General features: G+C 39.2%; 26 protein-coding genes and 1 other RNA gene. 24 read left to right on the top strand and 3 right to left on the bottom strand.

Going from position 1 to position 26,000, the window contains the following annotated elements; genetic code table 11:
* The first annotated feature begins 16 nt into the window (after window positions 1-16).
* From gap to ssrA, 10 genes are all read left to right on the top strand, one after another.
* Entirely contained in the window at window positions 17-1,024 is a 1,008-nt protein-coding gene (gene gap / locus LT143_RS09175; RefSeq protein ID WP_246942570.1) for a type I glyceraldehyde-3-phosphate dehydrogenase, read from the top strand.
* A 362-nt stretch (window positions 1,025-1,386) separates the two neighbouring features.
* Window positions 1,387-2,571: a phosphoglycerate kinase gene (locus LT143_RS09170; protein ID WP_246942568.1), complete on the top strand. Its 1,185-nt coding sequence runs from the start codon at window positions 1,387-1,389 to the stop codon at window positions 2,569-2,571.
* A 46-nt stretch (window positions 2,572-2,617) separates the two neighbouring features.
* Window positions 2,618-3,379, top strand: a complete 762-nt coding sequence (gene tpiA, locus LT143_RS09165; RefSeq protein ID WP_246942566.1) for a triose-phosphate isomerase — start codon at window positions 2,618-2,620, stop codon at window positions 3,377-3,379.
* Window positions 3,372-4,904 (top strand): 2,3-bisphosphoglycerate-independent phosphoglycerate mutase, encoded by a 1,533-nt coding sequence (gene gpmI, locus LT143_RS09160; RefSeq protein WP_246942564.1) that lies wholly within the window; start codon window positions 3,372-3,374, stop codon window positions 4,902-4,904. The genes tpiA and gpmI overlap by 8 nt, the downstream gene beginning before the upstream one ends.
* A 21-nt stretch (window positions 4,905-4,925) precedes the next feature.
* Window positions 4,926-6,218, top strand: coding sequence for a phosphopyruvate hydratase (gene eno / locus LT143_RS09155; RefSeq protein WP_246942561.1), 1,293 nt, complete (start codon window positions 4,926-4,928; stop codon window positions 6,216-6,218).
* A 289-nt stretch (window positions 6,219-6,507) separates the two neighbouring features.
* Window positions 6,508-6,741, top strand: a complete 234-nt coding sequence (secG, locus tag LT143_RS09150) for a preprotein translocase subunit SecG (RefSeq protein ID WP_246942559.1) — start codon at window positions 6,508-6,510, stop codon at window positions 6,739-6,741.
* Between the two features lie 176 nt (window positions 6,742-6,917).
* Window positions 6,918-7,658: an alpha/beta hydrolase gene (locus LT143_RS09145; protein ID WP_246942556.1), complete on the top strand. Its 741-nt coding sequence runs from the start codon at window positions 6,918-6,920 to the stop codon at window positions 7,656-7,658.
* A 26-nt stretch (window positions 7,659-7,684) separates the two neighbouring features.
* Window positions 7,685-10,027 (top strand): ribonuclease R, encoded by a 2,343-nt coding sequence (gene rnr / locus LT143_RS09140; protein ID WP_246942554.1) that lies wholly within the window; start codon window positions 7,685-7,687, stop codon window positions 10,025-10,027.
* A 132-nt stretch (window positions 10,028-10,159) separates the two neighbouring features.
* Window positions 10,160-10,627, top strand: a complete 468-nt coding sequence (gene smpB, locus LT143_RS09135) for an SsrA-binding protein SmpB (RefSeq protein WP_246942551.1) — start codon at window positions 10,160-10,162, stop codon at window positions 10,625-10,627.
* 175 nt (window positions 10,628-10,802) lie between these two features.
* Window positions 10,803-11,141, top strand: a transfer-messenger RNA (tmRNA) gene (gene ssrA, locus LT143_RS09130).
* A gap of 486 nt (window positions 11,142-11,627) precedes the next feature.
* Here ssrA and LT143_RS09125 read toward each other — a convergent pair.
* Window positions 11,628-12,320 carry a DUF421 domain-containing protein gene (locus LT143_RS09125; protein WP_246942549.1) on the bottom strand — a complete coding sequence of 231 codons (693 nt, stop codon included), beginning with the start codon at window positions 12,318-12,320 and terminating at the stop codon, window positions 11,628-11,630.
* Between the two features lie 207 nt (window positions 12,321-12,527).
* Here LT143_RS09125 and LT143_RS09120 point away from each other — a divergent pair, with 207 nt between their 5' ends.
* The 5 genes from LT143_RS09120 to LT143_RS09100 all read left to right on the top strand — a co-directional run bounded on the left by LT143_RS09120 (window position 12,528) and on the right by LT143_RS09100 (window position 17,239).
* A complete protein-coding gene (locus LT143_RS09120) occupies window positions 12,528-13,418 on the top strand; it encodes a haloalkane dehalogenase (RefSeq protein ID WP_246942546.1) in 891 nt (296 codons plus the stop codon).
* A gap of 170 nt (window positions 13,419-13,588) precedes the next feature.
* Window positions 13,589-14,146, top strand: a complete 558-nt coding sequence (locus LT143_RS09115) for a TVP38/TMEM64 family protein (RefSeq protein ID WP_246942544.1) — start codon at window positions 13,589-13,591, stop codon at window positions 14,144-14,146.
* 330 nt (window positions 14,147-14,476) lie between these two features.
* Window positions 14,477-14,854: an ArsR/SmtB family transcription factor gene (locus LT143_RS09110; RefSeq protein WP_418909821.1), complete on the top strand. Its 378-nt coding sequence runs from the start codon at window positions 14,477-14,479 to the stop codon at window positions 14,852-14,854.
* Window positions 14,847-16,970: a heavy metal translocating P-type ATPase gene (locus LT143_RS09105; protein WP_246942540.1), complete on the top strand. Its 2,124-nt coding sequence runs from the start codon at window positions 14,847-14,849 to the stop codon at window positions 16,968-16,970. The genes LT143_RS09110 and LT143_RS09105 overlap by 8 nt, the downstream gene beginning before the upstream one ends.
* A 65-nt stretch (window positions 16,971-17,035) precedes the next feature.
* Window positions 17,036-17,239 carry a hypothetical protein gene (locus LT143_RS09100; RefSeq protein WP_246942538.1) on the top strand — a complete coding sequence of 68 codons (204 nt, stop codon included), beginning with the start codon at window positions 17,036-17,038 and terminating at the stop codon, window positions 17,237-17,239.
* Window positions 17,240-17,366: 127 nt separating this feature from the next.
* Here the strand turns inward: LT143_RS09100 and LT143_RS09095 are convergent, their stop codons facing one another.
* Window positions 17,367-17,885 carry a DUF3231 family protein gene (locus LT143_RS09095; protein ID WP_246942536.1) on the bottom strand — a complete coding sequence of 173 codons (519 nt, stop codon included), beginning with the start codon at window positions 17,883-17,885 and terminating at the stop codon, window positions 17,367-17,369.
* Window positions 17,886-18,106: 221 nt separating this feature from the next.
* On the opposite strand from LT143_RS09095, the gene LT143_RS09090 reads away from it, so the two are divergent.
* Window positions 18,107-18,307 carry a cold-shock protein gene (locus LT143_RS09090; protein ID WP_246942534.1) on the top strand — a complete coding sequence of 67 codons (201 nt, stop codon included), beginning with the start codon at window positions 18,107-18,109 and terminating at the stop codon, window positions 18,305-18,307.
* Between the two features lie 247 nt (window positions 18,308-18,554).
* Window positions 18,555-18,812, top strand: coding sequence for a YciI family protein (locus LT143_RS09085; RefSeq protein ID WP_246942532.1), 258 nt, complete (start codon window positions 18,555-18,557; stop codon window positions 18,810-18,812).
* Window positions 18,813-18,870: 58 nt separating this feature from the next.
* Here the strand turns inward: LT143_RS09085 and LT143_RS09080 are convergent, their stop codons facing one another.
* Window positions 18,871-19,401, bottom strand: a complete 531-nt coding sequence (locus LT143_RS09080; RefSeq protein WP_246942530.1) for a YceI family protein — start codon at window positions 19,399-19,401, stop codon at window positions 18,871-18,873.
* A 370-nt stretch (window positions 19,402-19,771) separates the two neighbouring features.
* Here LT143_RS09080 and LT143_RS09075 point away from each other — a divergent pair, with 370 nt between their 5' ends.
* The 7 genes from LT143_RS09075 (at window position 19,772) to LT143_RS09045 (ending at window position 25,970) form a co-directional block, all read left to right on the top strand.
* Window positions 19,772-20,050, top strand: coding sequence for a hypothetical protein (locus tag LT143_RS09075; protein ID WP_246942528.1), 279 nt, complete (start codon window positions 19,772-19,774; stop codon window positions 20,048-20,050).
* 101 nt (window positions 20,051-20,151) lie between these two features.
* Entirely contained in the window at window positions 20,152-21,318 is a 1,167-nt protein-coding gene (locus tag LT143_RS09070) for a M20 family metallopeptidase (RefSeq protein ID WP_246942526.1), read from the top strand.
* Between the two features lie 302 nt (window positions 21,319-21,620).
* A complete protein-coding gene (locus LT143_RS09065; RefSeq protein WP_246942524.1) occupies window positions 21,621-22,256 on the top strand; it encodes a protein kinase family protein in 636 nt (211 codons plus the stop codon).
* A gap of 57 nt (window positions 22,257-22,313) precedes the next feature.
* The gene (locus tag LT143_RS09060) at window positions 22,314-22,643 is read left to right on the top strand and encodes a DUF2680 domain-containing protein (RefSeq protein ID WP_246942523.1); all 330 of its coding nucleotides are present in this window, start codon (window positions 22,314-22,316) and stop codon (window positions 22,641-22,643) included.
* A 234-nt stretch (window positions 22,644-22,877) separates the two neighbouring features.
* Window positions 22,878-23,789: a 1-phosphofructokinase gene (pfkB, locus tag LT143_RS09055; protein WP_246942520.1), complete on the top strand. Its 912-nt coding sequence runs from the start codon at window positions 22,878-22,880 to the stop codon at window positions 23,787-23,789.
* 13 nt (window positions 23,790-23,802) lie between these two features.
* Window positions 23,803-25,665, top strand: a complete 1,863-nt coding sequence (locus LT143_RS09050; RefSeq protein WP_246942518.1) for a PTS fructose transporter subunit IIABC — start codon at window positions 23,803-23,805, stop codon at window positions 25,663-25,665.
* Window positions 25,666-25,703: 38 nt separating this feature from the next.
* On the top strand, window positions 25,704-25,970 hold the full coding sequence (locus LT143_RS09045) for a phosphocarrier protein HPr (protein ID WP_246942516.1): 267 nt from the start codon (window positions 25,704-25,706) through the stop codon (window positions 25,968-25,970).
* Window positions 25,971-26,000: the final 30 nt, after the last annotated feature.

The raw sequence follows: 26,000 nt of genomic DNA, 5'->3' as shown, positions 1-26,000 counted from the left end.
TCGAGGAGGAAACAAAATGACAGTAAAATTAGGTATTAACGGGTTTGGACGTATCGGACGTAATGTGTTTCGTGCAGCATTAAAGAATCCTAACGTAGAAGTAGTAGCAGTTAACGACTTAACAGATGCAAACATGCTTGCGCATCTTTTAAAATATGATACTGTGCATGGAAGATTAAACGAAGAGGTTACTGTAAACGGTAGCTCACTTGTTGTAGGTGGTAAGGAAATCAAGGTTCTAGCAGAACGTGATCCTGCACAATTAGGCTGGGGTAATCTTGGTGTTGATATCGTTGTTGAATCTACTGGTCGCTTTACTGACCGTGCTGACGCTGCAAAGCATTTAGAAGCTGGTGCAAAGAAGGTTATCATTTCTGCTCCTGCAAGTAACGAAGACATTACTGTGGTAATGGGTGTTAACGAAGATCAATATGATGCAGCAAATCACCATGTTCTTTCTAACGCTTCTTGTACGACAAACTGTTTAGCTCCTTTTGCTAAAGTTCTTAACGACAAGTTTGGAATCAAGAAGGGTATGATGACAACCGTTCATGCCTACACGAATGACCAACAAATTTTAGACCTTCCACACAAGGACTATCGTCGTGCTCGTGCAGCAGCTGAGAACATCATTCCAACTTCAACTGGTGCTGCAAAGGCAGTATCACTTGTTCTACCTGAACTAAAAGGAAAATTAAATGGTATGGCAATGCGTGTACCAACACCTAACGTATCATTAGTTGATTTAGTAGCTGAGCTTGAAAAAGAAGTTACAGCTGAAGAAATCAATGCAGCGCTTAAAGAAGCAGCAGAAGGAAACTTAAAAGGAATTCTTGCATTCAGTGAAGAGCCATTAGTATCTAGCGATTACAATGGTGACCCACATTCATCTACAATTGACGGGCTTTCAACAATGGTACTAGAAGGTAACCTAGTGAAGGTTGTATCTTGGTATGATAACGAGTCAGGTTATTCTCACCGTGTTGTAGACCTTGCTGAGTACATGGTACAAAAGGGTCTATAATAGTTGTGGATTAACTCCAGAACAACGTCTATAATAAGATTGGAATCTTTTGGGGAGTGGGGCACATGCCTTCTCCCCTTCAAGATGTTGTTAGGTTTTTTATTCTCATGTGTGATGGTGGTTTTACGCTGGTTTCGTGGATAAAAGCAGAATTTCGTTGATAAACATGCTTAATTCGTCGATAAAACAATGACTTTCGTTGATAGGTTCACAATTTTCGTTGATAAAACCAAACCTAGCGTTGATCACCACTACAAAATACATAATGTCTAACCATTTACACACAACCAAACGAGGATAAATGGCCAATAGGTAGTACAAACTATGAGTTAGTCTCTGATGATGAGGGAGGATCCTGTAAAATGAACAAAAAAACGATTCGTGATGTTGATTTGAAAGGTAAACGAGTTTTCTGTCGTGTTGACTTTAACGTACCAATGCGTGACGGTGAAGTAACGGATGACACTCGTATCCGAGCAGCACTACCTACTATTCAGTATTTAACAGAGCAGGGTGCTAAGGTTATTCTTGCTTCTCACCTTGGACGACCAAAGGGACAAGTCGTGGAAGAGCTTCGTCTAGACGCTGTAGCTACACGTCTTAGTGAGTTGTCTGGGAAGACCGTGGTAAAAGTTGATGAAGCATACGGAGAAGAGGCTGAACTAGGCATTTCTAAGCTAAGTGAAGGGGACGTTCTATTATTAGAAAATGTTCGCTTCTATCCTGGTGAGGAAAAGAATGATGCGGAGTTGTCGAAGGAATTTGCTAAACTGGCGGATGTCTATGTAAATGACGCTTTCGGTGCAGCTCACCGTGCCCATGCTTCTACTGCAGGTATTGCAGAACACTTACCAGCAGTTGCGGGCTTTTTAATGGAAAAAGAGCTTGAAGTTCTTGGGAAAGCATTGTCTAACCCAGATCGACCATTTACGGCGATTATTGGTGGTGCCAAGGTAAAAGATAAGATTGGTGTCATTGATAACCTACTAGATAAGGTTGATAACTTAATTATCGGTGGCGGCTTAGCTTATACTTTCGTAAAAGCTCAAGGACATGATGTCGGTAAATCATTACTTGAAGAAGATAAGATTGATTTAGCCCTTTCATTCATGACTAAAGCAAAGGAAAAGGGTGTTAATTTCTATATGCCAGTGGATGCAATCGTTGCAGATGATTTCTCGAACGATGCTGAAACAAAGGTAGTAGCAATCGATTCCATTCCTTCTGATTGGGAAGCTCTTGATATTGGACCAGAAACAAGTGAGATCTACAAGAAGGTCGTGTCAGAATCTAAGCTAGTCATGTGGAATGGACCAATGGGTGTATTTGAAATGGAATCATTTGAAAAAGGTACAAAGGCAGTCGCAGAAGCATTAGCAGAAGCAATTGATGCTTATACCGTAATCGGTGGGGGAGATTCTGCTGCAGCCGTTGAGAAATTTGAGCTTGCAGATAAAATGGATCATATCTCAACTGGTGGGGGAGCTTCACTAGAGTTTATTGAAGGAAAAGAGCTTCCTGGTGTTGTTGCATTAAATGATAAATAGTAGAGTTCAACTCTACTGATTTTACATAAGAAAAGGAAGGTGTCATATGCGTAAACCTATTATTGCAGGTAACTGGAAAATGCACAAAGTACTTTCCGAGGCAAAAGGCTTTATTGAAGAAGTAAAAGGACTTGTTCCAGCTCCGGAAAAGGTAGACTCTGTTGTTTGTGCACCAGCATTATTCTTAGACAGCCTTGTTCAATCAACAAAGGAATCAGCGCTGAAAATCGGTGCTCAAAATATGCACTTTGAGGAACAGGGAGCTTTTACGGGTGAAACCAGCCCAGTCGCTCTTAAAGATTTAGGAGTAAGCTATAGCATAATTGGCCACTCCGAGCGTCGTGAACTCTTTGCTGAGACCGACGAATCAGTTAATAAAAAGACGCTGGCTGCATTCCAACATGGTTTAGTGCCAATTGTTTGCTGCGGTGAAACGTTGGAACAACGTGAAGCAGGACAAACTAATGAGTTTGTTGGTGGTCAAATACAGAAGGCTCTAGCAGGACTAACAGAAGAGCAAGTAAAAGAAACAGTTATTGCCTATGAACCAATTTGGGCAATCGGAACAGGTAAAACAGCTTCTGCTGAAGAAGCAAATGAAGTTTGTGCGCATATTCGTCAAACGGTTGCGTCTCAATTTTCAGAAGCCGCTGCAGATGCAGTAAGAATCCAGTATGGTGGAAGTGTAAAGCCTTCTAACATTAAAGAATTCTTATCACAGCCAGATATTGATGGTGCATTAGTTGGTGGTGCAAGTTTAGAAGCTTCGTCTTATCTACAGCTTTTGGAGGCAGTAGCAAATGACTAAGCCAGTTGCTTTAATTATTTTAGATGGGTTTGCTTTGCGCGATGAAGAAAAAGGAAACGCAGTCGCACAGGCAAAGAAACCTAATTTTGATCGACTGTGGAATGAATACCCTCACCAAATGCTAACAGCGTCTGGTGAAGCGGTAGGACTACCAGAAGGTCAAATGGGGAACTCGGAAGTAGGACATTTAAACATTGGAGCAGGACGTATTGTCTACCAAAGCTTAACAAGAGTGAATGTTGCAATTCGTGAAGGTGAGTTCGAACGAAATGATACCTTTTTGGAAGCGATGAATCATGTAAAGGAAAAGGGAACGAATCTACATATTTTTGGACTACTGTCTGATGGCGGTATTCACTCCCATATCCAACATTTATTTGCTCTGTTAAAGCTTGCAAAAGACGAGGGTGTCTCGAATGTATATATTCACGGCTTTTTAGATGGACGTGATGTTGGTCCGCAAACGGCTAAAACTTATATTCATGACCTTCAAGAGAAAATGAAGGAGCTTGGAGTAGGTGAGATTGCGACTTTATCAGGTCGATATTACTCGATGGATCGTGACCAACGCTGGGAACGTGTCGAGAAGTCGTATCGCTCTATGGTATATGGTGAAGGACCTTCTTACAAAACACCGTTAGAGTGTGTAGAAGATTCTTACCAAAATGGAATTTATGATGAGTTCGTTCTACCATCTGTCATCACAAAAGAGGATGGAACGCCGGTTCAAACGATTAAAGATGAAGATGCCGTCATTTTCTATAACTTTAGACCAGACCGAGCTATCCAAATCTCGAACACGTTTACGAATGAAGATTTTAGATCATTTGAACGTGGAGAGAGCCATCCGAAAAACTTACACTTTGTGTGTTTAACTCACTTTAGTGAAACCGTACAAGGATATGTTGCCTTTAAGCCATCCAACCTGGATAATACATTAGGTGAAGTATTATCACAAAATGGATTAAAGCAACTAAGAATTGCAGAGACTGAAAAGTATCCGCATGTTACTTTCTTCTTTAATGGTGGCCGGGAAAATCCATTCCCAGGTGAAGAACGTATCTTAATTAATTCACCAAAGGTTGCTACATATGATTTACAGCCTGAAATGAGTGCTTATGAGGTTACAGATGCATTATTAAATGAAATCGCTTCTGATAAGCACGATGTTATTATCCTAAACTTTGCAAATCCGGACATGGTTGGTCATTCTGGTATGCTTGAACCTACTATTAAAGCCATTGAAGTAGTGGATGAGTGTTTAGGGAAAATTGTTAGCGCCATTCAGGAAAAAGGCGGAGTTTCCATTATTACAGCGGATCATGGTAATGCAGATGAGGTCATGACATTGGAAGGTAATCCAATGACAGCCCATACAACGAATCCAGTACCAGTGATTCTTGTAAAAGAAGGCGTTGAGCTAAGAGAAGATGGAATTCTCGGTGATTTATCACCAACTGTACTAGATTTATTAAACCTATCACTTCCACAAGAAATGACAGGTCAATCACTAATAAAAAAATAATCATTTGAGGAGCTGAATGTAATGCCATTTATCATTGATGTTTATGCACGTGAAGTGTTAGATTCTCGTGGTAACCCTACTATTGAAGTTGAAGTTTATACAGAATCAGGTGCAATGGGTCGTGCCCTAGTACCAAGTGGTGCTTCAACAGGTGAATACGAAGCAGTAGAACTACGTGACGGAGACAAGAACCGTTACCTTGGAAAAGGTGTAGAAAAAGCGGTTGATAACGTAAATGAAGTAATCGCTCCAGAACTAATTGGTCTAGACGTAACAGACCAAGTAGCAATCGATGAGTTATTAATTGACCTTGATGGAACTGAAAACAAAGGTAAGCTAGGTGCTAATGCGATCCTAGGTGTATCTATGGCTGCTGCACGTGCTGCTGCTGAATACTTAGATTTACCTCTTTACAAGTACTTAGGTGGTTTCAACGCAAAAACTCTACCAGTACCAATGATGAACATCATCAACGGTGGAGCACATGCTGACAACTCTGTTGATATTCAAGAATTCATGGTTATGCCAGTTGGTGCTGAGAGCTTTAAAGAAGCTCTACGTACAGGTACTGAAATTTTCCATAGCTTAAAAGCTGTTCTTAAGGAAAAAGGCCATAATACAGCTGTAGGTGACGAAGGTGGATTCGCTCCTAACCTTGGTTCTAACGAAGAAGCTCTTCAAACAATCATTGAAGCAATCGAGCGCGCGGGCTACAAGCCAGGTGAAGAAGTGAAGCTTGCAATGGATGTTGCTGCTTCTGAGCTTTACAGCAAGGAAGATGGTAAGTACCACCTGTCTGGTGAAGGTGTAGTAAAGACTTCAGCTGAAATGGTTGAATTCTATGAGCAACTCGTTGCAAAATACCCAATCATCTCAATTGAAGATGGATTAGACGAAAATGACTGGGAAGGTCATAAGCTTCTAACTGAACGCCTTGGTGGTAAAGTTCAATTAGTTGGTGACGATCTATTTGTTACAAACACGGCTAAGCTTTCAGAAGGAATTGAAAAGGGTGTAAGTAATTCCATCCTAATCAAAGTAAACCAAATCGGTACATTAACGGAAACGTTTGAAGCAATTGAAATGGCGAAGCGTGCAGGTTACACTGCTGTTATCTCTCACCGTTCTGGTGAAACAGAAGATAGCACAATTGCTGATATCGCAGTTGCAACTAACGCTGGTCAAATCAAGACGGGTGCACCATCTCGTACAGACCGTGTGGCGAAGTACAACCAACTTCTTCGCATTGAAGACGAGCTAGGCTTCACTGGTATTTACGGTGGTCTTGATTCATTCTATAACTTAAAGAAGTAAGTATATGTTCGGAGAGTGCCCCTTACCTAATGGGGGCGCTCTTTTTTAGGGTTTTGTGCAATTAATTATGATTTTTGTGCGATTCCGGTGATTTACTGTGCAATTAGTCGCGAGTTCTGTGCAATTTTTGTCATTTACTGTGCAATTATACACACTGGGGTATACCATCTCGCAGAACAAAATCCAGTTTAAAGCGAAGAATGCGCAACTATACGATATTTTCTTGTCTGTCCTAACATTTTGTGGTACATTTAGAATAATGTGAAGTGCGTTTAGGAGGTGTCGTCTCGTGCATGCTTTATTCGTAACACTATTAGTATTAGTATCAATCAGCTTAATTGTAGTAGTTCTTCTGCAATCAGGTAAGAGTGCAGGATTATCAGGTGCTATTTCAGGTGGTGCTGAGCAGCTTTTTGGAAAGCAAAAAGCACGCGGTATTGATGCGGTTTTACATCGAATTACGATTGTATTATCCGTTTTATTCTTTGTTTTAACCATTGCAGTTGCCTTCTTTGGCGCTTAAAAATGAATGCTCGTATAAAGCGTTGGGTACTATCCAACGCTTTTTTTACGTTTACTTCTACTAGATCATTCATAGTTAATTAAACGTTTGTTTAAACTAAGGAAAACGCAGTCCCAGTCTAGGGTTGAGGAGATTTAATTAAACGTTTGTTTAAAACAGAAAGGGGTACAGAATAGATGAAAAGAGTACTACCAAAGCCTTTCTTTTTTGAAGGTGGGGAACGTGCTGTTTTATGTTTACACGGTTTTACAGGAAACTCAGCAGATTGCCGAATGTTAGCTAGATATTTAGAAAAAAACGGCTATACCTGCTATGGACCACAATATAGAGGGCATGGTGTTCCACCAGAGGAATTAGTGAAGTACGGACCTGCTGATTGGTGGGAGGATGTAAAAGAAGCATATCAATTCCTTAAAGATAAAGGCTATGAGAAAATTGCAGTAGTGGGTCTATCCCTTGGTGGGGTATTTTCCCTAAAGTTGGGTTATACTGTACCAATAAAGGGAATTGTAACGATGTGTGCGCCTATGTATATTAAAAGCGAGGAAGTCATGTATAAAGGTGTGCTTGAATATGCAAAGGAATATAAGATGCAAGAGGGCAAATCAGAAGAAGTCATCGAAATGGAAATGGAGCAATTTAAGCAAAAGCCCATGCAGACGTTGAAGGCACTTCAAGAATTAATTTCAGAAGTACGAAGTCAAGTAGACTTAATCTATGCACCTACATTTGTTGTTCAAGCACGTCATGATCATATGATTAATACAGATAGTGCTAATATTATCTACAATGAAGTAGAATCCATTGATAAGCAAATTAAATGGTATGAAGAGTCAGGACACGTCATTACACTTGATAAAGAGCGAGATCAGCTACATGAAGATGTTCTGCAATTTTTAGAAGCAATTGATTGGTAAATTAAATGATAAGGAGTGACGAACAAATGGATGTCATTCAAGAGCATATAAAGCATTTGCTTTCCTTTATGAAGGAGGAAGCGTATAAGCCTTTAACGGTACAAGAATTGGAAGAAGCGTTTGGAATTGAAGATTCGGCTGCCTTTAAAGACTTTGTCAAAGCAATAGTAACAATGGAAGATCAAGGACTCATCGTCCGGACAAGAAGTAATCGCTATGGATTACCTGATAAAATGAATTTAATCCGCGGAAAAGTAATCGGTCATCCTAAAGGATTTGCCTTTGTGGAAACAGATGATAAGGATCGTCAGGACATTTTTATTCCACCATCCGACTTAAAAAATGCGATGCACGGTGATACCGTACTCGTCCGTATAAATCCTACTTCATCAGGTACGAGAGAAGAAGGGCAGGTTGTCCGTATTATTGAACGCGGTATAACCGAAGTTGTGGGTACATATGAACAAAGTAGAAACTTTGGCTTTGTTGTCGTGGATGATAAGCGAATTGCCAACGATATTTTTATCCCTAAAGAAGCATCTAAAGGTGCTGTCGATGGACACAAGGTGGTTGTTCGACTTGTCACGTATCCAGAAGGCCGCATGAGTGCAGAAGGAGAAGTCGTTCAAATACTTGGCCATAAAAATGACCCAGGTATTGATATCCTTTCTGTCATTCATAAGCATGGACTACCTCAAGAGTTCCCAGCAGAAGCTCTACAGCAGGCAAACGATGTACCCGATACAATTGAAGAGAATCAAATCGGAAAACGCCGTGATTTACGAAATGAAACCATTGTTACGATTGATGGTGCGGACGCAAAGGATTTGGATGATGCGGTTACCGTTACAAGACTTGATAACGGAAACTATAAGTTAGGAGTTCATATTGCGGATGTTACTCATTATGTAACAGAAGGTTCTCCAATTGATGTAGAAGCAGCGGAGCGCGGAACAAGTATTTATCTTGTGGATCGTGTAATTCCGATGATTCCACATCGTTTATCGAATGGTATTTGCTCGTTAAATCCGAAGGTAGCACGATTTACTTTATCATGTGAAATGGTGGTAAACCAGCAGGGTGAGGTTGTCAGTCATGAAATTTTCGAGAGTGTGATTAAGACAACAGAACGAATGACGTATAAGGATGTAAATCTCATTTTAGAAGATAAAGATGAAGAGGTTCGTGAAAAGTATAATAGCCTAGTACCAATGTTTGAACTAATGGGCGAATTGGCGCAAATCCTACGTAACAAGCGTATCGAGCGTGGCGCGATTGATTTTGATTTCAAAGAAGCAAAGGTACTGGTAGATGAGGATAGTAAGCCTACAGATGTCGTGTTAAGAGAACGTTCTGTAGCAGAGAGACTTATTGAAGAGTTCATGTTACTAGCGAATGAAACGGTGGCTGAACACTTCCACTGGATGAACTTGCCGTTTATGTACCGTGTCCATGAGGATCCAAAAGAAGAAAAACTAAATCGTTTCTTTGAGTTCATCACAAATTTCGGCTATGTCGTAAGAGGTTCAGGAAATTCCATTCATCCACGTGCTCTGCAACAGGTACTAGAAACGGTGCAAGGAACACCTGAAGAAACTGTCATTTCCACGGTTCTGTTACGTTCCATGAAACAGGCACGTTACGATGCGGAAAGTCTAGGCCACTTTGGTTTATCAACGGAGTTCTATACTCATTTTACTTCGCCAATTAGACGTTATCCAGACCTTATCGTTCATCGTCTGATCCGGACTTATCTCATTCAAGGAAAAGTAGATGAGAAAACAAAGGAAAAGTGGGATCATCTACTTCCTGATATTGCGGACCACTCTTCTAACATGGAACGTAGAGCGGTTGAAGCAGAACGTGAAACAGACGAGCTCAAAAAGGCAGAGTTCATGGAAGATAAGATTGGTGAAGAATATGATGGAATGATTAGCTCTGTCACGAACTTCGGTATCTTTGTCGAACTCCCTAACACCATTGAAGGCCTTGTTCACGTTAGCTATTTAACGGATGATTATTACCGCTATGACGAGTCAAGCTATGCCATGATTGGTGAAAGAACGGGTAATATCTTCAGAATCGGTGATGAAATTCAGGTTCGAGTAATTAATGTTAACAAAGACGAACGCTCCATTGACTTCGAAATTGTTGGAATGAAGGTCAACAAGCGACCTGAACGCAAGGATCGCCCAACGGTCATTAAGAGTGAAAAACGAGAAGGGCGCAATGGAACGGGTGCAGGACGTAGAAGCCGAACAAGAAGAGACAGCAACGACCAAAGAAATGGCAACGGTCGTCCAGGAAAGAAAAAGAAACACTTCGAGAATGCACCAAAAGCAATGCGTAAACCTAAAAAGAAAAGATAAAAGATAAAAGATAAAATTCGGGTGGTGCCAGGCACCACCCGAAATTTGTCGAATGTATATATTGATTGAGTATGAAGTTAATTTTTGCTAAAATTTTAACTACTATTCAGATAACAAAGGGGAGGTGGACATATGCCAAAGGGAGAAGGCAAGGTGGTCGCCCAAAATAAGAAAGCGAATCATGATTACTTCATTGAAGAAACATATGAGGCAGGAATTGTCCTTCAAGGAACAGAAATCAAATCCATTAGAGCTGGGAAAATAAATTTACGAGACTCTTTTGCTAGAATTCAAAAAGGTGAAGTGTTCTTATATAATGCGCATGTCAGCCCGTATGAACAAGGAAATCGTTTTAACCATGAACCACTTCGTACAAGAAAGCTTCTACTTCATAAAAAGCAGATTGCGAAGCTGATTGGAGAAACAAAAGAAGCGGGTGTGACGTTAGTACCGCTAAAAGTATATCTAAAAAATGGGTTTGCAAAAGTTTTAATTGGGCTTGGTAAGGGTAAAAAGAATTATGACAAGCGTGAGGATTTAAAGAAGAAGGAAGCTAAACGTGATATTGAACGTGCATTCCGCGATCGCCAAAAAATGTAGTAATTCATGAAGTAACTACCAATTGTATTCATAGTTCAATGTGTTATAATAAGAATTGTCGTCAGGGAAGACGGCAGTTCATTGACAAATGAATAAGCAATAAGCTTATAAATTTCCCGTACTACCATTTGATATGAGAATTAATTTTCTCTATATCCTTTATAAATGGGGACGCTACGGATTCGACAGGGATAGTTCGAGCTTGGGTTGCGAGTCGAGGGGATCGGCCTCGTTAAAACGTCAAAGCCAATAACTGGCAAAACAAACAACAACTTCGCTTTAGCTGCTTAATAACAGTCTATAGCGGTTCCTCCCTCCATCGCCCATGTGGTAGGATCAGGGACTCACTCTAAGTGGGCTACGCCGGAGTTCGCCGTCTGAGGACAAAGGAAGAGAACAACCAGACTAGTCTTTCCAAAGCCTGTCGATAGGCCGAGGGAATGGCGAAATGCTAATATATCGACTACACTCGTAGAAGCTTAAGTGGCGATGTCTTTGGACGTGGGTTCGATTAGTCATTAGTCGCCTTATGTGGTAACACATAAGTGAAAATCCAGCTTTATCGGTGAAACCTAAGTCACTTTTCAAAGTGATAAGGCAATGCCGAGCGGTATGTGAAGTAATTCAACAGCCGTGTATCGACTCATAGGCTACCTAATAAGGTAGCACTAGGATGTAAAACTCTACTCACATTGAGTAAAAACTACGTTTTGCATAAGACGCTGGAGGACCTTATTGAGTAAGGTTCAAGATATAGTCAGTGCCATGACGAAAGCATGGAAAAGCACGTCCCACCGTCTCCACCATACATAGGTGGATCCAAGATCAACACATGGTGTTGGTCTTTTTTATATGTTAAAGAATTCTTCTTCAAACCATAGTTTCTTTTCTAAAAGCACTTTTGTATATTTTCCATTCCTCGGTGTTACTTCTCATATTCATTTAATTATCAAGCATAAGAAGAGGCACAATATCCTTACTTAAGGTATTCTGCCTCTTTCTATCCTAACTTACTTTTATATGTAATGATGTATAAAGGTTGATTGGGTTTGTATTCAGCATAGAGTACTTCTTTTATTGATTTTACATTTTGTTTTGATAACTCCACATTTAGCCAAGCTTGATCTAAGTTTATTTCTTTTAGATTCTCTTGAACCGCCTCACCATCAATAATAAGTGCAATAGGTAATTCAACTGCTTTAAAGGGTAAGTTTAAGTCATTCATTTTAGGTGTGTCATACTTTGCACTTGGTAAAACACTCACCATCCCGTTTGGCTCAAGTATGGCATATTCCACTTCTTCTATGGAGAAAAAACCTTGTTGCCTAATTAAGCTCATAAGCTGGTTTAAATCCAGTTTTCCTTTTTTTAATGCATCGTACCGTAAGTTCCCCTTATGGATGACGATATTAGGATCGCCTTCTAGAATCTTTCGAGTTTTTCTATATTTCTGTGTCACCGTTTCAATGATGTAAATCATTGTTCCCCAGATAACAGTGCTAAAAACAATTTCCCAAACTCGTACTTCATGATCATAAATGGCATTTCCGACGAGTTCACCTAATATGACTGCAGAAATAAAATCAAATGGGGTAACTTGCGAGAATTGCGTTTTCCCTAATACCTTCGTCATGATAAATAATAATATTAATCCGATTAGTAATTCTGTTCCGATCATAAGATAATGGGTCAATGCCGAACACCTACTTATTTATGGTATTTCTCCATTATTGACTTCATTCGATGATTTATACTTTAATGAGGAGTTCTATCCATAGTGTTCTTGGAAAGGTCCTGAAACGAGTTGCGAATCAAATCTCTTGAATAAAGCTACATAAAAGGAATGAAAGCGCAATCTATCGAATACTTGATAGTAAAAGATAAAAGGAGTGCTTTCAATATGTCTATTATAAGAACACCCGAAGACCGTTTTGAGAATCTGATTGATTATCCCTTTAAGCCAAATTACATAACCATTAATGGAGTACGTGTCCATTATATTGACGAAGGAGAAGGGGAGATTCTTCTTTGTTTGCATGGCGAACCAACTTGGTCCTACTTATATAGAAAGATGATTCCTACTCTTTCACAAAATAATAGAGTAATTGCCTTGGATTTTATTGGCTTCGGGAAATCTGATAAATATACGGATAAGGAGGCATATAGCTTCCAAATGCATGTGGATACATTAAAGGAATTTATCATAAAACTTAATCTTAATGAGATCACTTTTGTTGTTCAAGATTGGGGAGGATTAATAGGTCTTAGGACGGCTACAGAAATGGAGGAACGTGTGGCAAGATTAGTGATTATGAATACGGGTCTTCCTACAGGTGATCTTCCACCTACGAAAGGCTTTCTAGCGTGGAGAGCATATGCAGAGCGTACAGAGGATTTACCTATAGGTGCATTGATACAAAAAAGCATGTCAAGCCCTAACGCAATCACAAGTGAAGAACTGTCTGCATATGAAGCACCTTTTCCAGACGCCAGTTTTAAAGCAGGCGCAGCTATGTTCCCGCTACTGGTACCTATGAATGAAGAAGATCCAGGTGCCAAGGAATTAAGAGCAGCCAGAGATGTTTTCGCTTCTTGGAAAAAGCCGACATTAGTCATGTTCTCGGATAAGGATCCAATCACTAGAGGGGGAGATCGATTTTTTAGAAAATTAATACCATCAGCTAAAAGCGAACCAGAAATTACAATACAAGATGCAGGCCATTTTCTACAAGAAGAAAAAGGAGAAGAAATTGCTTTACATATTTTAGATTTTATTAAGCGCCACCAATAGAAAGTTACTGTAAAAAGAACATGACCTCTCATGTTCTTTTTTACTTAGACTCTTCTATAGTACTTTGTTGCTTATAAGATAAAAGCCATATGAATAAGTTTAGAAAGTACTTATCATTGTTGCCAATAGCATTTATAATAGAGCAAACAAAAGAAAGCAGGATTTTATCAATGACTGAATTTGCAACAGAGCTCATGACTGAATATAGGAGTATTTCTTATTTTATCAGTGTATTGTTAAATATCTTTATCAGTATCTTCGCCTTCATTCCAAGCTTCTTTATCACAGCTGCGAATATATATGTGTTTGGTCTATGGGAAGGGATGGTCCTTTCTTTAGTCGGAGAAGTCATGGGAAGCATTATCTCTTTTGCCCTATATAGAAAAGGAATTAAGTTGGTAGTAGGGGAGAAACTACATACTCTTCCTTACTTAGGGAAGTTACAAAAGTCCTCAGGATTAGAGGCATTTGTTTTAATACTTTCACTCAGACTGCTTCCTTTTGTTCCTTCTGGTCTCGTTAATATAGCTGCCTCTTTTAGTAAAGTGTCAATCGGTACATTCGGTCTAGCTACCCTTTTAGGTAAGATTCCGGCTGTTTTTATAGAGGCTTATGCGGTTAGTGAATACATGAGCTGGGAAGGTCAGGAGAAATTATATTTCACATTGGCTGGATTGTGTTTACTTGTTGCCTACTATGTTTGGAGAAAGTTTTCCGTAAAACCATAAACACTCATCAACCATACAGTTGAAAGTGTTTATGGTCTTTTTTTTAGGCTCTTTTCTAAAACTTTGTTGCTTTTCAATCTTATATTTCTGCAATTTCGCCGTATTTAATATGATTAAACTGATTTTTAAAGCTTAGAAAAGAGCAACTCTCTAAATTTAAAGCAAGACTTTGTCTTAACATGTAAAAATCCGGCTTTTGGGATTTTTACGAAAGCAACAATCTATAAAAAAATAGCCTTTTTTTATCTGATAAATTGTATATAATATTTTGACAACATTCCTACCTGTTGCATATACTAATATTCAAATGAATGTTTGAATGTAGAGGAGATGGTTGACGTGACAGAAAAGGATACATGTGAAATTACTTGTTACGACTCCGATAAAGTTAATCGAGTAAAGATGGAGTTAAATCAGCAAAATACTAATGGTGTTGCTAAAATCTATAAAGCGTTAGCTGACGATACACGTATTAAGGTAGCCTATGCGCTCTGTATGGAAGAAGAATTATGCGTATGTGATGTGGCCAATATTATTGGCAGTACAACAGCAACTGCTTCTCATCATTTGCGTTTATTACGTAATATGGGACTGGCGAAATACCGAAAAGAAGGAAAGCTTGTTTTTTATTCCTTAGATGATGACCATGTCAAACAGCTAGTTCAGATTGCGTTAGCACATTCCAAGGAGGTGGCGTTACGTGGCTGAAAGCATACAACAAGAAGCGAATAAAACCGTATACCGCGTACAAGGCTTTTCCTGAGCAGGCTGTGCGCAAAAGTTCGAAAAGAACGTTCAGCACCTGGATGGTGTTGTAGATGCAAGTGTTAATTTCGGGGCCTCTAAGCTGACGGTTTATGGTGAGACATCCATTGAAAAGCTTGAGCAGGCCGGTGCTTTTGAAAACTTAAGGATCATTCGAGAAAATGAAAGGTTTACTGAAGTAAGTGAACCATTTTATAAAAGGCATGCAACTGTCATACTATCGGCTGTTTTGTTAGCAATGGGCTGGACAGCGGGGTATATGTACGGTGAAGGTAGTATCGTTTCCATCCTGGCTTACGTTGCATCAATGGTTGTCGGTGGCTACCGTCTGTTCATCACGGGAGTAAAGAACTTAGTTCGTTTTCAGTTTGATATGAGGACGTTAATGACAATCGCCATTATTGGAGCAGGATTTATCGGTGAATGGGGAGAAGGAGCAACTGTTATCATTTTATTTGCCATTAGTGAAGCACTAGAAGCCTATTCTATGGACAAAGCACGTCAATCCATTCGCTCGTTAATGGATATTGCTCCGAAAGTAGCTCTTATTCGCAGAGGGTCTCAGGAAATGAAAGTCCCTGTTGAAGAGATTTTAATTGGTGATGTGCTCATTGTGAAACCAGGTCAGAAGATTGCCATGGATGGTATTGTCGTAAAAGGAACTTCTGCGGTCAATCAAGCAGCCATCACGGGCGAATCGGTTCCCGTTACAAAGGAATTTCAAGATGAGGTTTTTGCTGGTACGTTGAATGAAGAAGGCATTCTTGAAGTAAAAGTAACCAAAAAAATAGAAGATACAACAATAGCCAAGATTATTCACTTAGTGGAAGAAGCACAAGCAGAAAGAGCGCCTTCACAAGCTTTTGTGGGTGTTTTTGCGAAATATTACACGCCAGTAATCATTCTAATTGCTATAGGTATTGCGGTGATACCTCCATTCTTCTTTAATGGAGACTGGAGCACATGGATTTATCAAGGGTTAGCCGCTTTAGTTGTAGGCTGTCCTTGTGCGTTAGTCATATCTACGCCAGTATCTATCGTAACAGCTATTGGAAATGCAGCTAAAAATGGTGTACTCATTAAAGGTGGGATCCATCTAGAGGAAATGGGTGCCATTAAGGCAATTGCTTTTGATAAAACGGGAACGTTAACAAAAGGAACCCCAACTGTAACAGATATGATTAGTATGGATGAGCAAAAGCTAGATCAGGATTTAAAAATTATTGCAGCCCTTGAAAATAAATCACAGCATCCATTAGCTGCCGCAATAATGAAAAAAGCTGAAGAGCACAACCTAGATTACCAATCCATTGACATAGAAGAATTTACGTCTGTTACTGGTAAAGGAATTAAAGGGAAGGTTAACGGAGTCGTATATTATGTTGGTAAACCTGAGTATATTCGTACAGTTACAGAGTTTACAGAAAAAGAACTAATTGAGAACCTTCAACAGTCTGGCAAGACCGTTGTTGTAGCAGCGACAGAAAAGAAGGTCTTTGCAATTATAGGTATTGCTGATGAAGTAAGAGAAACAAGCAAGAACGTGGTTCACGCTCTTCATCAAATGGGAATAAAGAAAACCATCATGTTAACTGGAGATAATCATGAGACGGCAAAAGCAATTGGCTCACAGGTGGGTGTAACTGAAATTAAATCAGAGTTATTACCACAAGACAAATTGTCTTTTATTAAACAACTTCGAGATGATTATAAGAAAGTGGCGATGGTAGGAGATGGCGTCAACGATGCACCGGCTTTGGCGGCTTCCACAGTCGGAATTGCCATGGGTGGTGCTGGAACGGATACAGCATTAGAGACAGCCGATGTAGCATTAATGGCAGACGATCTTCGAAAATTGCCATTTACGATTAAGCTAAGTCGAAAAGCTTTAACGATCATTAAACAAAATATCACCTTCTCACTAGGAATTAAACTAGTTGCCCTTCTCTTAGTCATACCAGGGTGGTTAACCCTATGGATTGCCATCTTTGCAGACATGGGCGCGACTCTGCTTGTAACGTTAAACGGACTGCGTTTATTGCGGGTAAAGGATGAGTAAGGTATTTCAACTAACGAAGCAGTAACAAAAAGTGGTTAAAATGTATAGAAAGAGAGGTGTATAAGATGGTTATTACAGAAGACATGCCAGTATCAGGTATTGCAAGTAGTTGGGAGGAAACTAAAGAATTGTTTATAAAATACAACATCCCCATTGGGTCTAAAAAAGCACTAAAAGAACATCTTCCAAAGGACCAACTTATTTCAATAATAACTGAAATAAATAAAGTAATAGGTAGTTCGGAAGCAACTTGTATCGAAGGCGGTTGACGAGTAAATTGAAGGCACTGGATGTGCCTTTTGTTTATGGTAATACAATAAATTAGTAATTTTTTGTTGTATAATTATCATCTAAAGAATAAAACAGCTATCTGTAGTAGATAGCTGTTTTTTGTTGCTAAACTGTTGCAAGCTCTGGTGTTTTTAAGTGTAGTGGCGGAGGAATTAACCAGCCTTTTTCTTTGTTAATACGTAATAAGCGGGCAGCATAAGCAGCCTTGGTGGTATGGAACTTACCAAACATGGCAGCAATGTCCTCTCGAATACATTGTCCCATAATTTGACTGCACATCACTATTCCCTGTGCAAGTTCCATTGAAACACTAGCTGCGATTTCTTGGTCTGAGAATCTTGCTCCTGCTGGGATATCTTCAATATTTGCAATTGGTTTTTCCGGTGGTGCAGGAGGTAAGGCTATTCCATTAGGCTTTAGTATCTCTTCAAGCTGATTAATTTCTTCTTTCATAGAGCGGATCATATCACGAAGAATATCATCAAGGTCATCATCACCATTATGGTTTAAATAGGTTTGGTAACAAGCTAACATCTGGTTTGTTCCAGATAAGTAACTCCACACATGAAAAACTTCACCATAATGCATAGGTTCATTTTTAGGATTACCACTCAAGATTCCCATTGCCGATTCCCCCTTATTTAATAGCCTAAGGACACTTTGTTCCATGTCCCTCCTATATAATCTGCCAACGTGCCATTCTTTATCTTGACCAAATTCAGCCAGGGTGGATTAATATTTTCCAAGGTTAATTTTCTTTTTTTGTTTAGAAACCAATTTTTCGGACATAATAAAGATGCAACATTATAATCTGTATTTTTTAAGATACTTAGGAGGCAACAAAAATGGAACGCGGCAAAGTAAAATGGTTTAACAGTGAAAAAGGTTTTGGATTTATTGAAAGAGACGGTGGGGAGGACGTATTTGTTCACTTCTCAGCGATCCAAGGTGAAGGGTATAAGTCGTTAGATGAGGGCCAAGAAGTTGAGTTTGAAATTGAAAATGGTCAACGCGGACCTCAAGCGACAAACGTTCATAAAATATAATAAACCCATACACGGAAAACAGGCTCATTGTGAGTCTGTTTTTTTGGTCTTGAACCGGTGAAGGATGATTGCTGCTATATGCACAGGATTACTCGACATGTGCACAATTTTGGAAATTTGTGCACATATATATCGTTTTTTGCACATTTTTAAAACTTTCTGCACCAAAATCACGCTTTATGCACAAAAGTAAAACTACCATCTCCTCTCTCCCTATATTAAAATATGATAAAAAGGAGTGAAGGACATGTCTTATTTTGCAGCCATTTTATATATGGAAAAGCCTGAACTAAACGATAAGTTTCGTAGTCAACATTTAGCTTACTTAGAGAGCCAAGAGCAAGCAGGAAAAATATTTGCAAGAGGTCCTTTTCTTGATGGTGCTGGTGGGATGGTTATCTATGAAGCTGACTCATTAGTAGAAGCAAGAGAATTAGCAGAAAAGGACCCTTATGTAGCTGAAGGAGTCCGAAGATTAGAACTGCATGAGTGGAATAAATCGTAAAAACAAATTAAAAAAACTCTTCAGGCGATGTGCTTGAAGAGTTTTTATTTAGAACGTATTAAGCTTTTGAAGCTTGAATTTCTAACGATACTTTAATTTGGTCACCTACTAGTACGCCACCAGTTTCAAGTGCTGCATTCCATGTTAAACCATAGTCACCGCGGTTGATCTTACCAGTTGCACTGAAACCTACCTTTTCATTACCCCAAGGATCTTTTCCAGAACCTTCATACACCACTTTAAACGTTTCTTGACGAGTTACACCGTGAAGAGTTACATCGCCTGTTACATTATATTCATCTTCGTCTGTCTTTTCGATAGAAGTAGATGTGAAAGTCAGTGTTGGGAATTGTTCTACATCAAAGAAGTCTGCAGAGCGTAAGTGGTTGTCACGATCAGCATTACGTGTATTAACACTCGCTAAGTCAACAGAGAATGAAATGGATGCTGTTGTTAAGTCTGCTAGATCTGCTTCGATTTCGGCTGTATAGCTGTCGAAAGAACCCTTTACTGAAGAAATCACCATATGTCTTACTGAAAAATCTACTCCACTGTGTGCAGGATCTACTGCCCATTTAGTTAATGCCATAAAAAATCCCTCGCTTTTTAATATTTTTAATTAATATATCTCTAATTTGAGATATGTGAATATGAGATAAATTATAAGACAGAAAATAACGTACGTCAATCATTTAATTTGGCTCTTATAGAATAAATTGTTGCTTTCGTAAAAATCCCAAAAGCCGAATTTTTACTTACTAGTATGATGTCTACTACTTTTCATCTAGAAAGCCGCTCTTTTCTAACAATATATACCTCATTTTAGCGCTAAGAATATGTTCAACTTCAGATAAAGTAATCTAAAAAGTAACAAAGTTTTAGAAAAGAGCCTTTAATTTCGATAAATTAATTCATTTGGGATATATTGATATAGAGAAAAATAAAGGGGAGGTTTGAAAATGATCTATTCCCAGCCTTATATAAAAATCGAACGACAAATCATAAGGCTAGAGCAAAAGCAGATAAAAAGAACAGAGTTCATGGAGCTATATGAGGACAAGATTGTCACAGCCTCTAAAACCTTTAAACTAAGAGATGTATATGATGTTTCGTACAGAGAAATGTCAGATGAATATGGCTTTTTATATTTACATACGAATCAAGGAGTATTTCCTTACTATGTGGAAAGCATCCCTGATTGCTTTATGCAGCATTATGTAAACATGACTTCCATGTAGAAGTGAGAAAGAACACCATCTATATAAAAATAAAGACATCCAAAATAAAATCGTTTATGCTTTTAATAAAGCTATTGGATGTATGTAAGGGGGAGACTTGGTTGAGAGAAAAAGTGTTGGCTGCTATTGATGAACTACAACAAGATTTTTATGAGATTAGTGAATTTATTGGGAATAATCCTGAATTGGGGCACGAAGAGTTTAAGGCGTGTAAGATTCTTACTGAAAAGCTAGAAAAGCATGGATTTTCTGTTTCAGTAGGAACATGTGACCTGCCAACTGCTTTTACAGCGGTTTTTGACAGCGGGAAGCCGGGGCCTTCGATTGGATTTATGTCCGAATATGATGCACTTCCTGGACTTGGTCATGCTTGTGGGCATAACTTAATTGGGACGATGGGAGTGGCGGCAGGAATCGGACTAAGCTCCATTCTTGCTGAAACTGGAGGTAAAGTTTATGTATACGGAACTCCGGCAGAAGAAACACGTGGTGGAAAAGTTACAATGGCAGAGGCTGGAATCTTTAATCATCTAGATGTCGCAATGATGGTACATCCTAGTGACCATTATCAAAAAAGTGGAACTTCATTAGCAATGGATGCGATTCAGTTCGAATTCCATGGTCGTGCTGCTCATGCGGCTGCAGCTCCATATGAAGGGATTAATGCTTTAGATGCTGTTATACAGACGTTTAATGGAATCAATGCATTAAGACAACATGTAAAATCTGATGTAAGAATACATGGCATCATCCCTGAAGGTGGTCAAGCAGCCAATATCGTTCCTGATTATGCGGTTGCTCAATTTTATGTCCGTGCATCTAGTCGTGGTTACGTGAATGAGGTGACAGAGAAGGTAAAAGCTTGTGCGCAAGCAGCTGCTCTTGCAACGGGTGCTCGTGTGGAAATTTCCAACTATGAGCTTTCTTACGATGATATGATTACAAATAAGCAACTGTCAGATGTTTTTACTGAAAACCTTGTATCTCTAGGTGTAAACCCAGCAGAGATTATGGAACAAACAGGAGATTCTGGTTCGCTTGATATGGGTAACGTAAGTCAATTCGTCCCAGCTATCCATCCTTATGTCCAAATTGCGACGGAACGCACGCCTGCTCATACACCTGCATTTCAGCAAGCGGCAATGAGCGACATGGGGAAAGAAGGTATGATCCTAGGTGCGAAGACTATGGCACTAACAGGTTTAGATATTTTAACAAAGCCAGAAGTATTAGAAAAAATAAAAGCTGAATTTAGACAAAATAGATAAATGGTAAAGAGAAGAATGGGTTGACCTATTCTTCTCTTGTTTTTTTAGCAAAGGCTGTTTTCGTAAAGATTTTGTTGCTTTCGTAAAATTCCAAAAGCCGGATTTTTACTCGGTGGTACAGTGTCCAGTGGTTACGTACCAAAAAGGAGGTTTTTAGAAATATTAGCTTGAAAAGCACAAAGTTTTAGAAAAGAGCCATAGCAAACAATATATTGTCAGTCGCAAAGTCACATTTGTGCCTTTTTCTTTATTCCTGACATATAATATGGTAAAGGTGAAAGACAAAAATCAGGAGGGAAACGATGAAAACATTCGAAGAGCTAGCTGCTGGGACTATGTTTTCAGTATCAAAGGGAGTTCCAACCTTACATAAATACGATACAAGTTTAACCTTAATAGGTGAAGGAAGAAGTGCGGTCGTATTTCGAATTAATTCCACTGATTTAGCTCTAAAGGTGTTTCTTCCAGGACAGGAGAGAACAGCAATTGAAGAAGCTTCCATCTATAGACTGCTTGCAGGAAATAGCTATTTTCCTACCCTTCATGGATCGGGAGAGAACTACATTGTCATTGATTATATAGAAGGAATCACTATATTTAATTGCCTACAATATGGATTGAGAATTTCAGAAGAACATATAAAGGTTATTGATGAGGCATTAGAGCAGGCACGAACATGTGGGTTAAACCCATCTGATGTACATTTGAAAAATATCCTCATTACGAATTCAGGGGACATTAAATTAATTGATGTTGCGCGTTTTCTACAAACAAAAAACTGCAGCCAATGGGATGATATTAAGTGGGCGTATCATACGTTTTACCGAAGAAACGTCTTTCCTAAGAGGATTCCAGCTCTCATCTTAAATTTGATATCTCTAGTATACAAAAGACCTACTATTCAAAAATGGCTTACAAATTCCCAAAAATATGCATAATCCACTCCTTTCATCAGAAGAATAAGAATGTATATGAATTGAAGGAGGGAAAAATTGGTGAAAAAACTATTACTAATTTCAACTATATTCCTTGTGACTTGTGGTTTCAATTTAGGATCTGTAAATGCCGAAACAGAATCTGAAGTGAATAATAAGCCTAAGATCGAACTATCTGAAGACCAAAAGAAAGAAATGCAAGCTTTACATGAAGACATGCTAGAACAGAAGAAAGAAATAATAAAGAAATACATAGAGTTTGGTGTGCTTACCGAAGAAAAAGGGACAAAAATCATTGAAAAAATGGAATCCCGATTCAAAGAGCTAGAAGCAAATGGCTATGTTCCAAATTGGGACAAGCATCACCACCGTCACAACCATAAAGAATAACACTTATTGAAGGGCTGCTCAAAGTTTACTGAGTAGCTCTTTTTGTTTGAGTGTTTTTGATTGAGTTTGAATAATATTGATTGTTATTGAAAGTTATTGATTGAAATTTGAAAGGGCTTACGTTATGATAAAAACTGTAATGAAGTAGTTTATAAGACAGCTATTATTCAAATGTGAAAAAAATTAAGGTCCGTAGAACCTAAACATAAAAACATGAATTGAGGTTGTTGCAGCATGATTTATACGTGTACCCTTAACCCTTCCATAGATTATCTTGTGAGACTTGACCGTTTTTCACTTGGGGGACTTAACCGTACATCAGTTTCTTCCTTCTATCCAGGTGGAAAAGGAATTAATGTGTCACGTGTGTTAACAAGGCTAGGGGTGGAAAATAAGGCGTTAGGATTCATTGGTGGTTTTACAGGTAGTTATATTAAGGAATTCTTAGATCAAGAGGGAGTTACTCATCAATTCATTGAGCATGAGGAACCAACTAGAATCAACATAAAATTAAAAGAACAAGTGGAAACCGAGATTAATGGAAGTGGTCCAAAAATTAACGAGGTACAAAAACAGGCGTTATATGAGAGCATTAGTAAGCTAAAAACGGATGATGTTTTTGTCCTTGCAGGGAGCTATCCACCTTCTATTTCATTAGAATATTACACTTCACTTGCAGCAGTTTGTGAAAAAAAAGGCATTCCCTTTGTCATTGATGTATCAGGTCCACCACTTCATGAGGTCTTAAAGTATAGACCTTTCTTAATTAAGCCCAATCAACACGAACTAGCCGAACTAGTCGGGCAAGAGGTGACAACAAGAGAGGAAGCCATTAAGTGTGGTAGAAAACTACTTGAAGATGGTCCCGAGAACATTATGATTTCGATGGGTGGCGAGGGAGCAGTATTGGTGAATAAGGATTTCACTGCAACTGCATCGGTTCCAATTGGTGTTGTTAAAAACTCTGTTGGAGCGGGGGACTCAACAGTGGCAGGGTTTTTAGCATCTTATAAAATTAATGGGGATCTTATTGAAGCGTTCCGATATGGAGTAGCTTCTGGGACGGCAACCGCCTTTTCAACAGATCTTTGTACGAAAGAGGCTGTCCAAGGTATTCTACCTCAAGTAAAAGTAGAAATAGTATAGAGGAGGAAAGGCAATGAGAATTACTGACTTATTAAAAAGAGACACCATTATATTAGACCTAAAATCAATATCCAAACAAGATGTTATCCACGAGTTAGCTGATGTTTTATCTACAGCAGGTAGATTAAATGATCGTCGTGAGTTTATTGAAGCAATCCTAGCAAGAGAGTCTCAGAGTACAACTGGGATTGGAGAAGGTATCGCCATTCCTCATGCCAAAACAAAATCAGTCAAAATACCGGCGATTGCGTTTGGCCGTTCAACGTCAGGTGTTAATTATGAGGCATTAGATGGGCAGCCAAGTCATTTATTCTTTATGATTGCTGCAAGTGAAGGAGCAAACAACGAACATCTTGAAACTTTATCACGCTTATCCTCTTACCTAATGGATCCTGTGTTTAGACAGAAGATTGAAATAGCTAAAACAAAGGATGAAGTTATCCAAGCCATAGATGAAAAAGAACAAGCTGAAATTGTGGATGAACAACCTACTTCATCAGGTTCAAAATTAGTGTTAGCCGTAACGGCATGTCCAACAGGTATTGCTCATACGTATATGGCAGCAGATTCACTGAAAGCTAAAGCGAAGGAAATGGGCATTAATATTAAAGTCCAAACGAATGGTTCTAGTGGTGTGAAAAATCAATTGACACGAGAAGAAATTGAAAAAGCAGATTCTATTATCGTGGCTGCCGATACAAAAGTGGACATGGGACCGTTTAAAGGAAAGCCCGTTATTGAGGTTCCTGTAGCACAAGCGATTAGACAGCCTAGAGAACTTATTGATCGTGCTGTAAATGGCTCAGCACCTATTTTTCAAGGTGGCGGGGAACGTGAAGATTCAGCTGGTGGCCGTTCTGAACGCACAGGATTTTATAAGCATTTAATGAACGGTGTATCCAATATGCTACCATTTGTGGTTGGGGGAGGGATCCTAATCGCGTTATCTTTCCTATTCGGAATTGAAGCGTTTGATCCTAAACATCCTTCCTACCACCCAATTGCCGAAGCACTAATGACCATTGGTGGAGGAAATGCATTCGGACTAATGATTCCGGTATTAGCCGGATTTATTGCGATGAGTATTGCGGATCGTCCAGGGTTTGCACCAGGTATGGTTGGTGGATTCATGGCAGCAACCGGTGGAGCGGGATTCCTAGGTGGACTAATTGCAGGATTTTTAGCAGGATATATTGTAGTATTACTAAAGAAACTATTCTCAGGACTTCCTCAATCATTAGAAGGAATTAAGCCAGTTCTGTTATTCCCTTTATTTGGTATTCTAATTACCGGTGTATTGATGATGTTTGTTGTAATTGACCCTGTTGTACAACTTAATAATGCCTTAACATCATGGCTTGAAGGGTTAGGGAGCGCAACGATTTTACTTGGATTACTTCTTGGTGGTATGATGGCTGTTGACATGGGTGGACCTATTAATAAAGCAGCATTTACATTCGGTATAGCAATGATTGACGCTGGTAATTTCACGCCACATGCTGCCATTATGGCAGGTGGTATGGTACCGCCATTAGGGCTTGCTTTAGCAACGACATTTTTTAAGCGAAAGTTTACCAAGTCTGAACGTGAAGCAGGTAAGACAAACTATATTATGGGAGCATCCTTCATCACAGAAGGTGCGATTCCATTTGCAGCAGCTGACCCAGGGCGTGTTATCCCGTCGATTGTAGTTGGTTCTGCAGTAGCAGGTGCGCTAACGATGTTCTTTGGAATTGGCTTAAGAGCACCACACGGAGGACTCTTCGTCATTCCGGTCGTAGATGGAAACCCATTATTATATTTGCTTGCGATCTTAATTGGTGCAATTATTACAGCAGTAATGGTAGGATTATGGAAGAAGGAAGTACAAGAATAGTTTTTCGACATATTGTTGATAAAAAGGAGAAATGAATCATGGCACAAAAAGTATTTACTATTACGAGTGACTCAGGTCTTCATGCACGACCTGCAACAGTTTTAGTTCAAGCAGCAGGTAAATTTGACAGTGATATTAACTTAGAATATAAAGGCAGATCAGTTAACCTGAAGTCTATTATGGGCGTTATGTCTTTAGGTATTCCAAGTGGCAGTCAGATTACCATTACAGCAGAAGGTAGCGACGCAGATGCAGCTATTGAAGCACTATCTGAGACTATTATAAAAGAAGGCTTAGGCGAGTAATGAAAAACGTATCCCGGATGGGGTACGTTT

The sequence above is a fragment of the Bacillus pinisoli genome (assembly GCF_023036475.1).
GTDB lineage: Bacteria > Bacillota > Bacilli > Bacillales > SA4 > Bacillus_BS > Bacillus_BS pinisoli.
The sequence above is the reverse complement of the archived record's forward strand: the minus strand, read 5'-3'. Positions and strand labels throughout refer to the sequence as shown.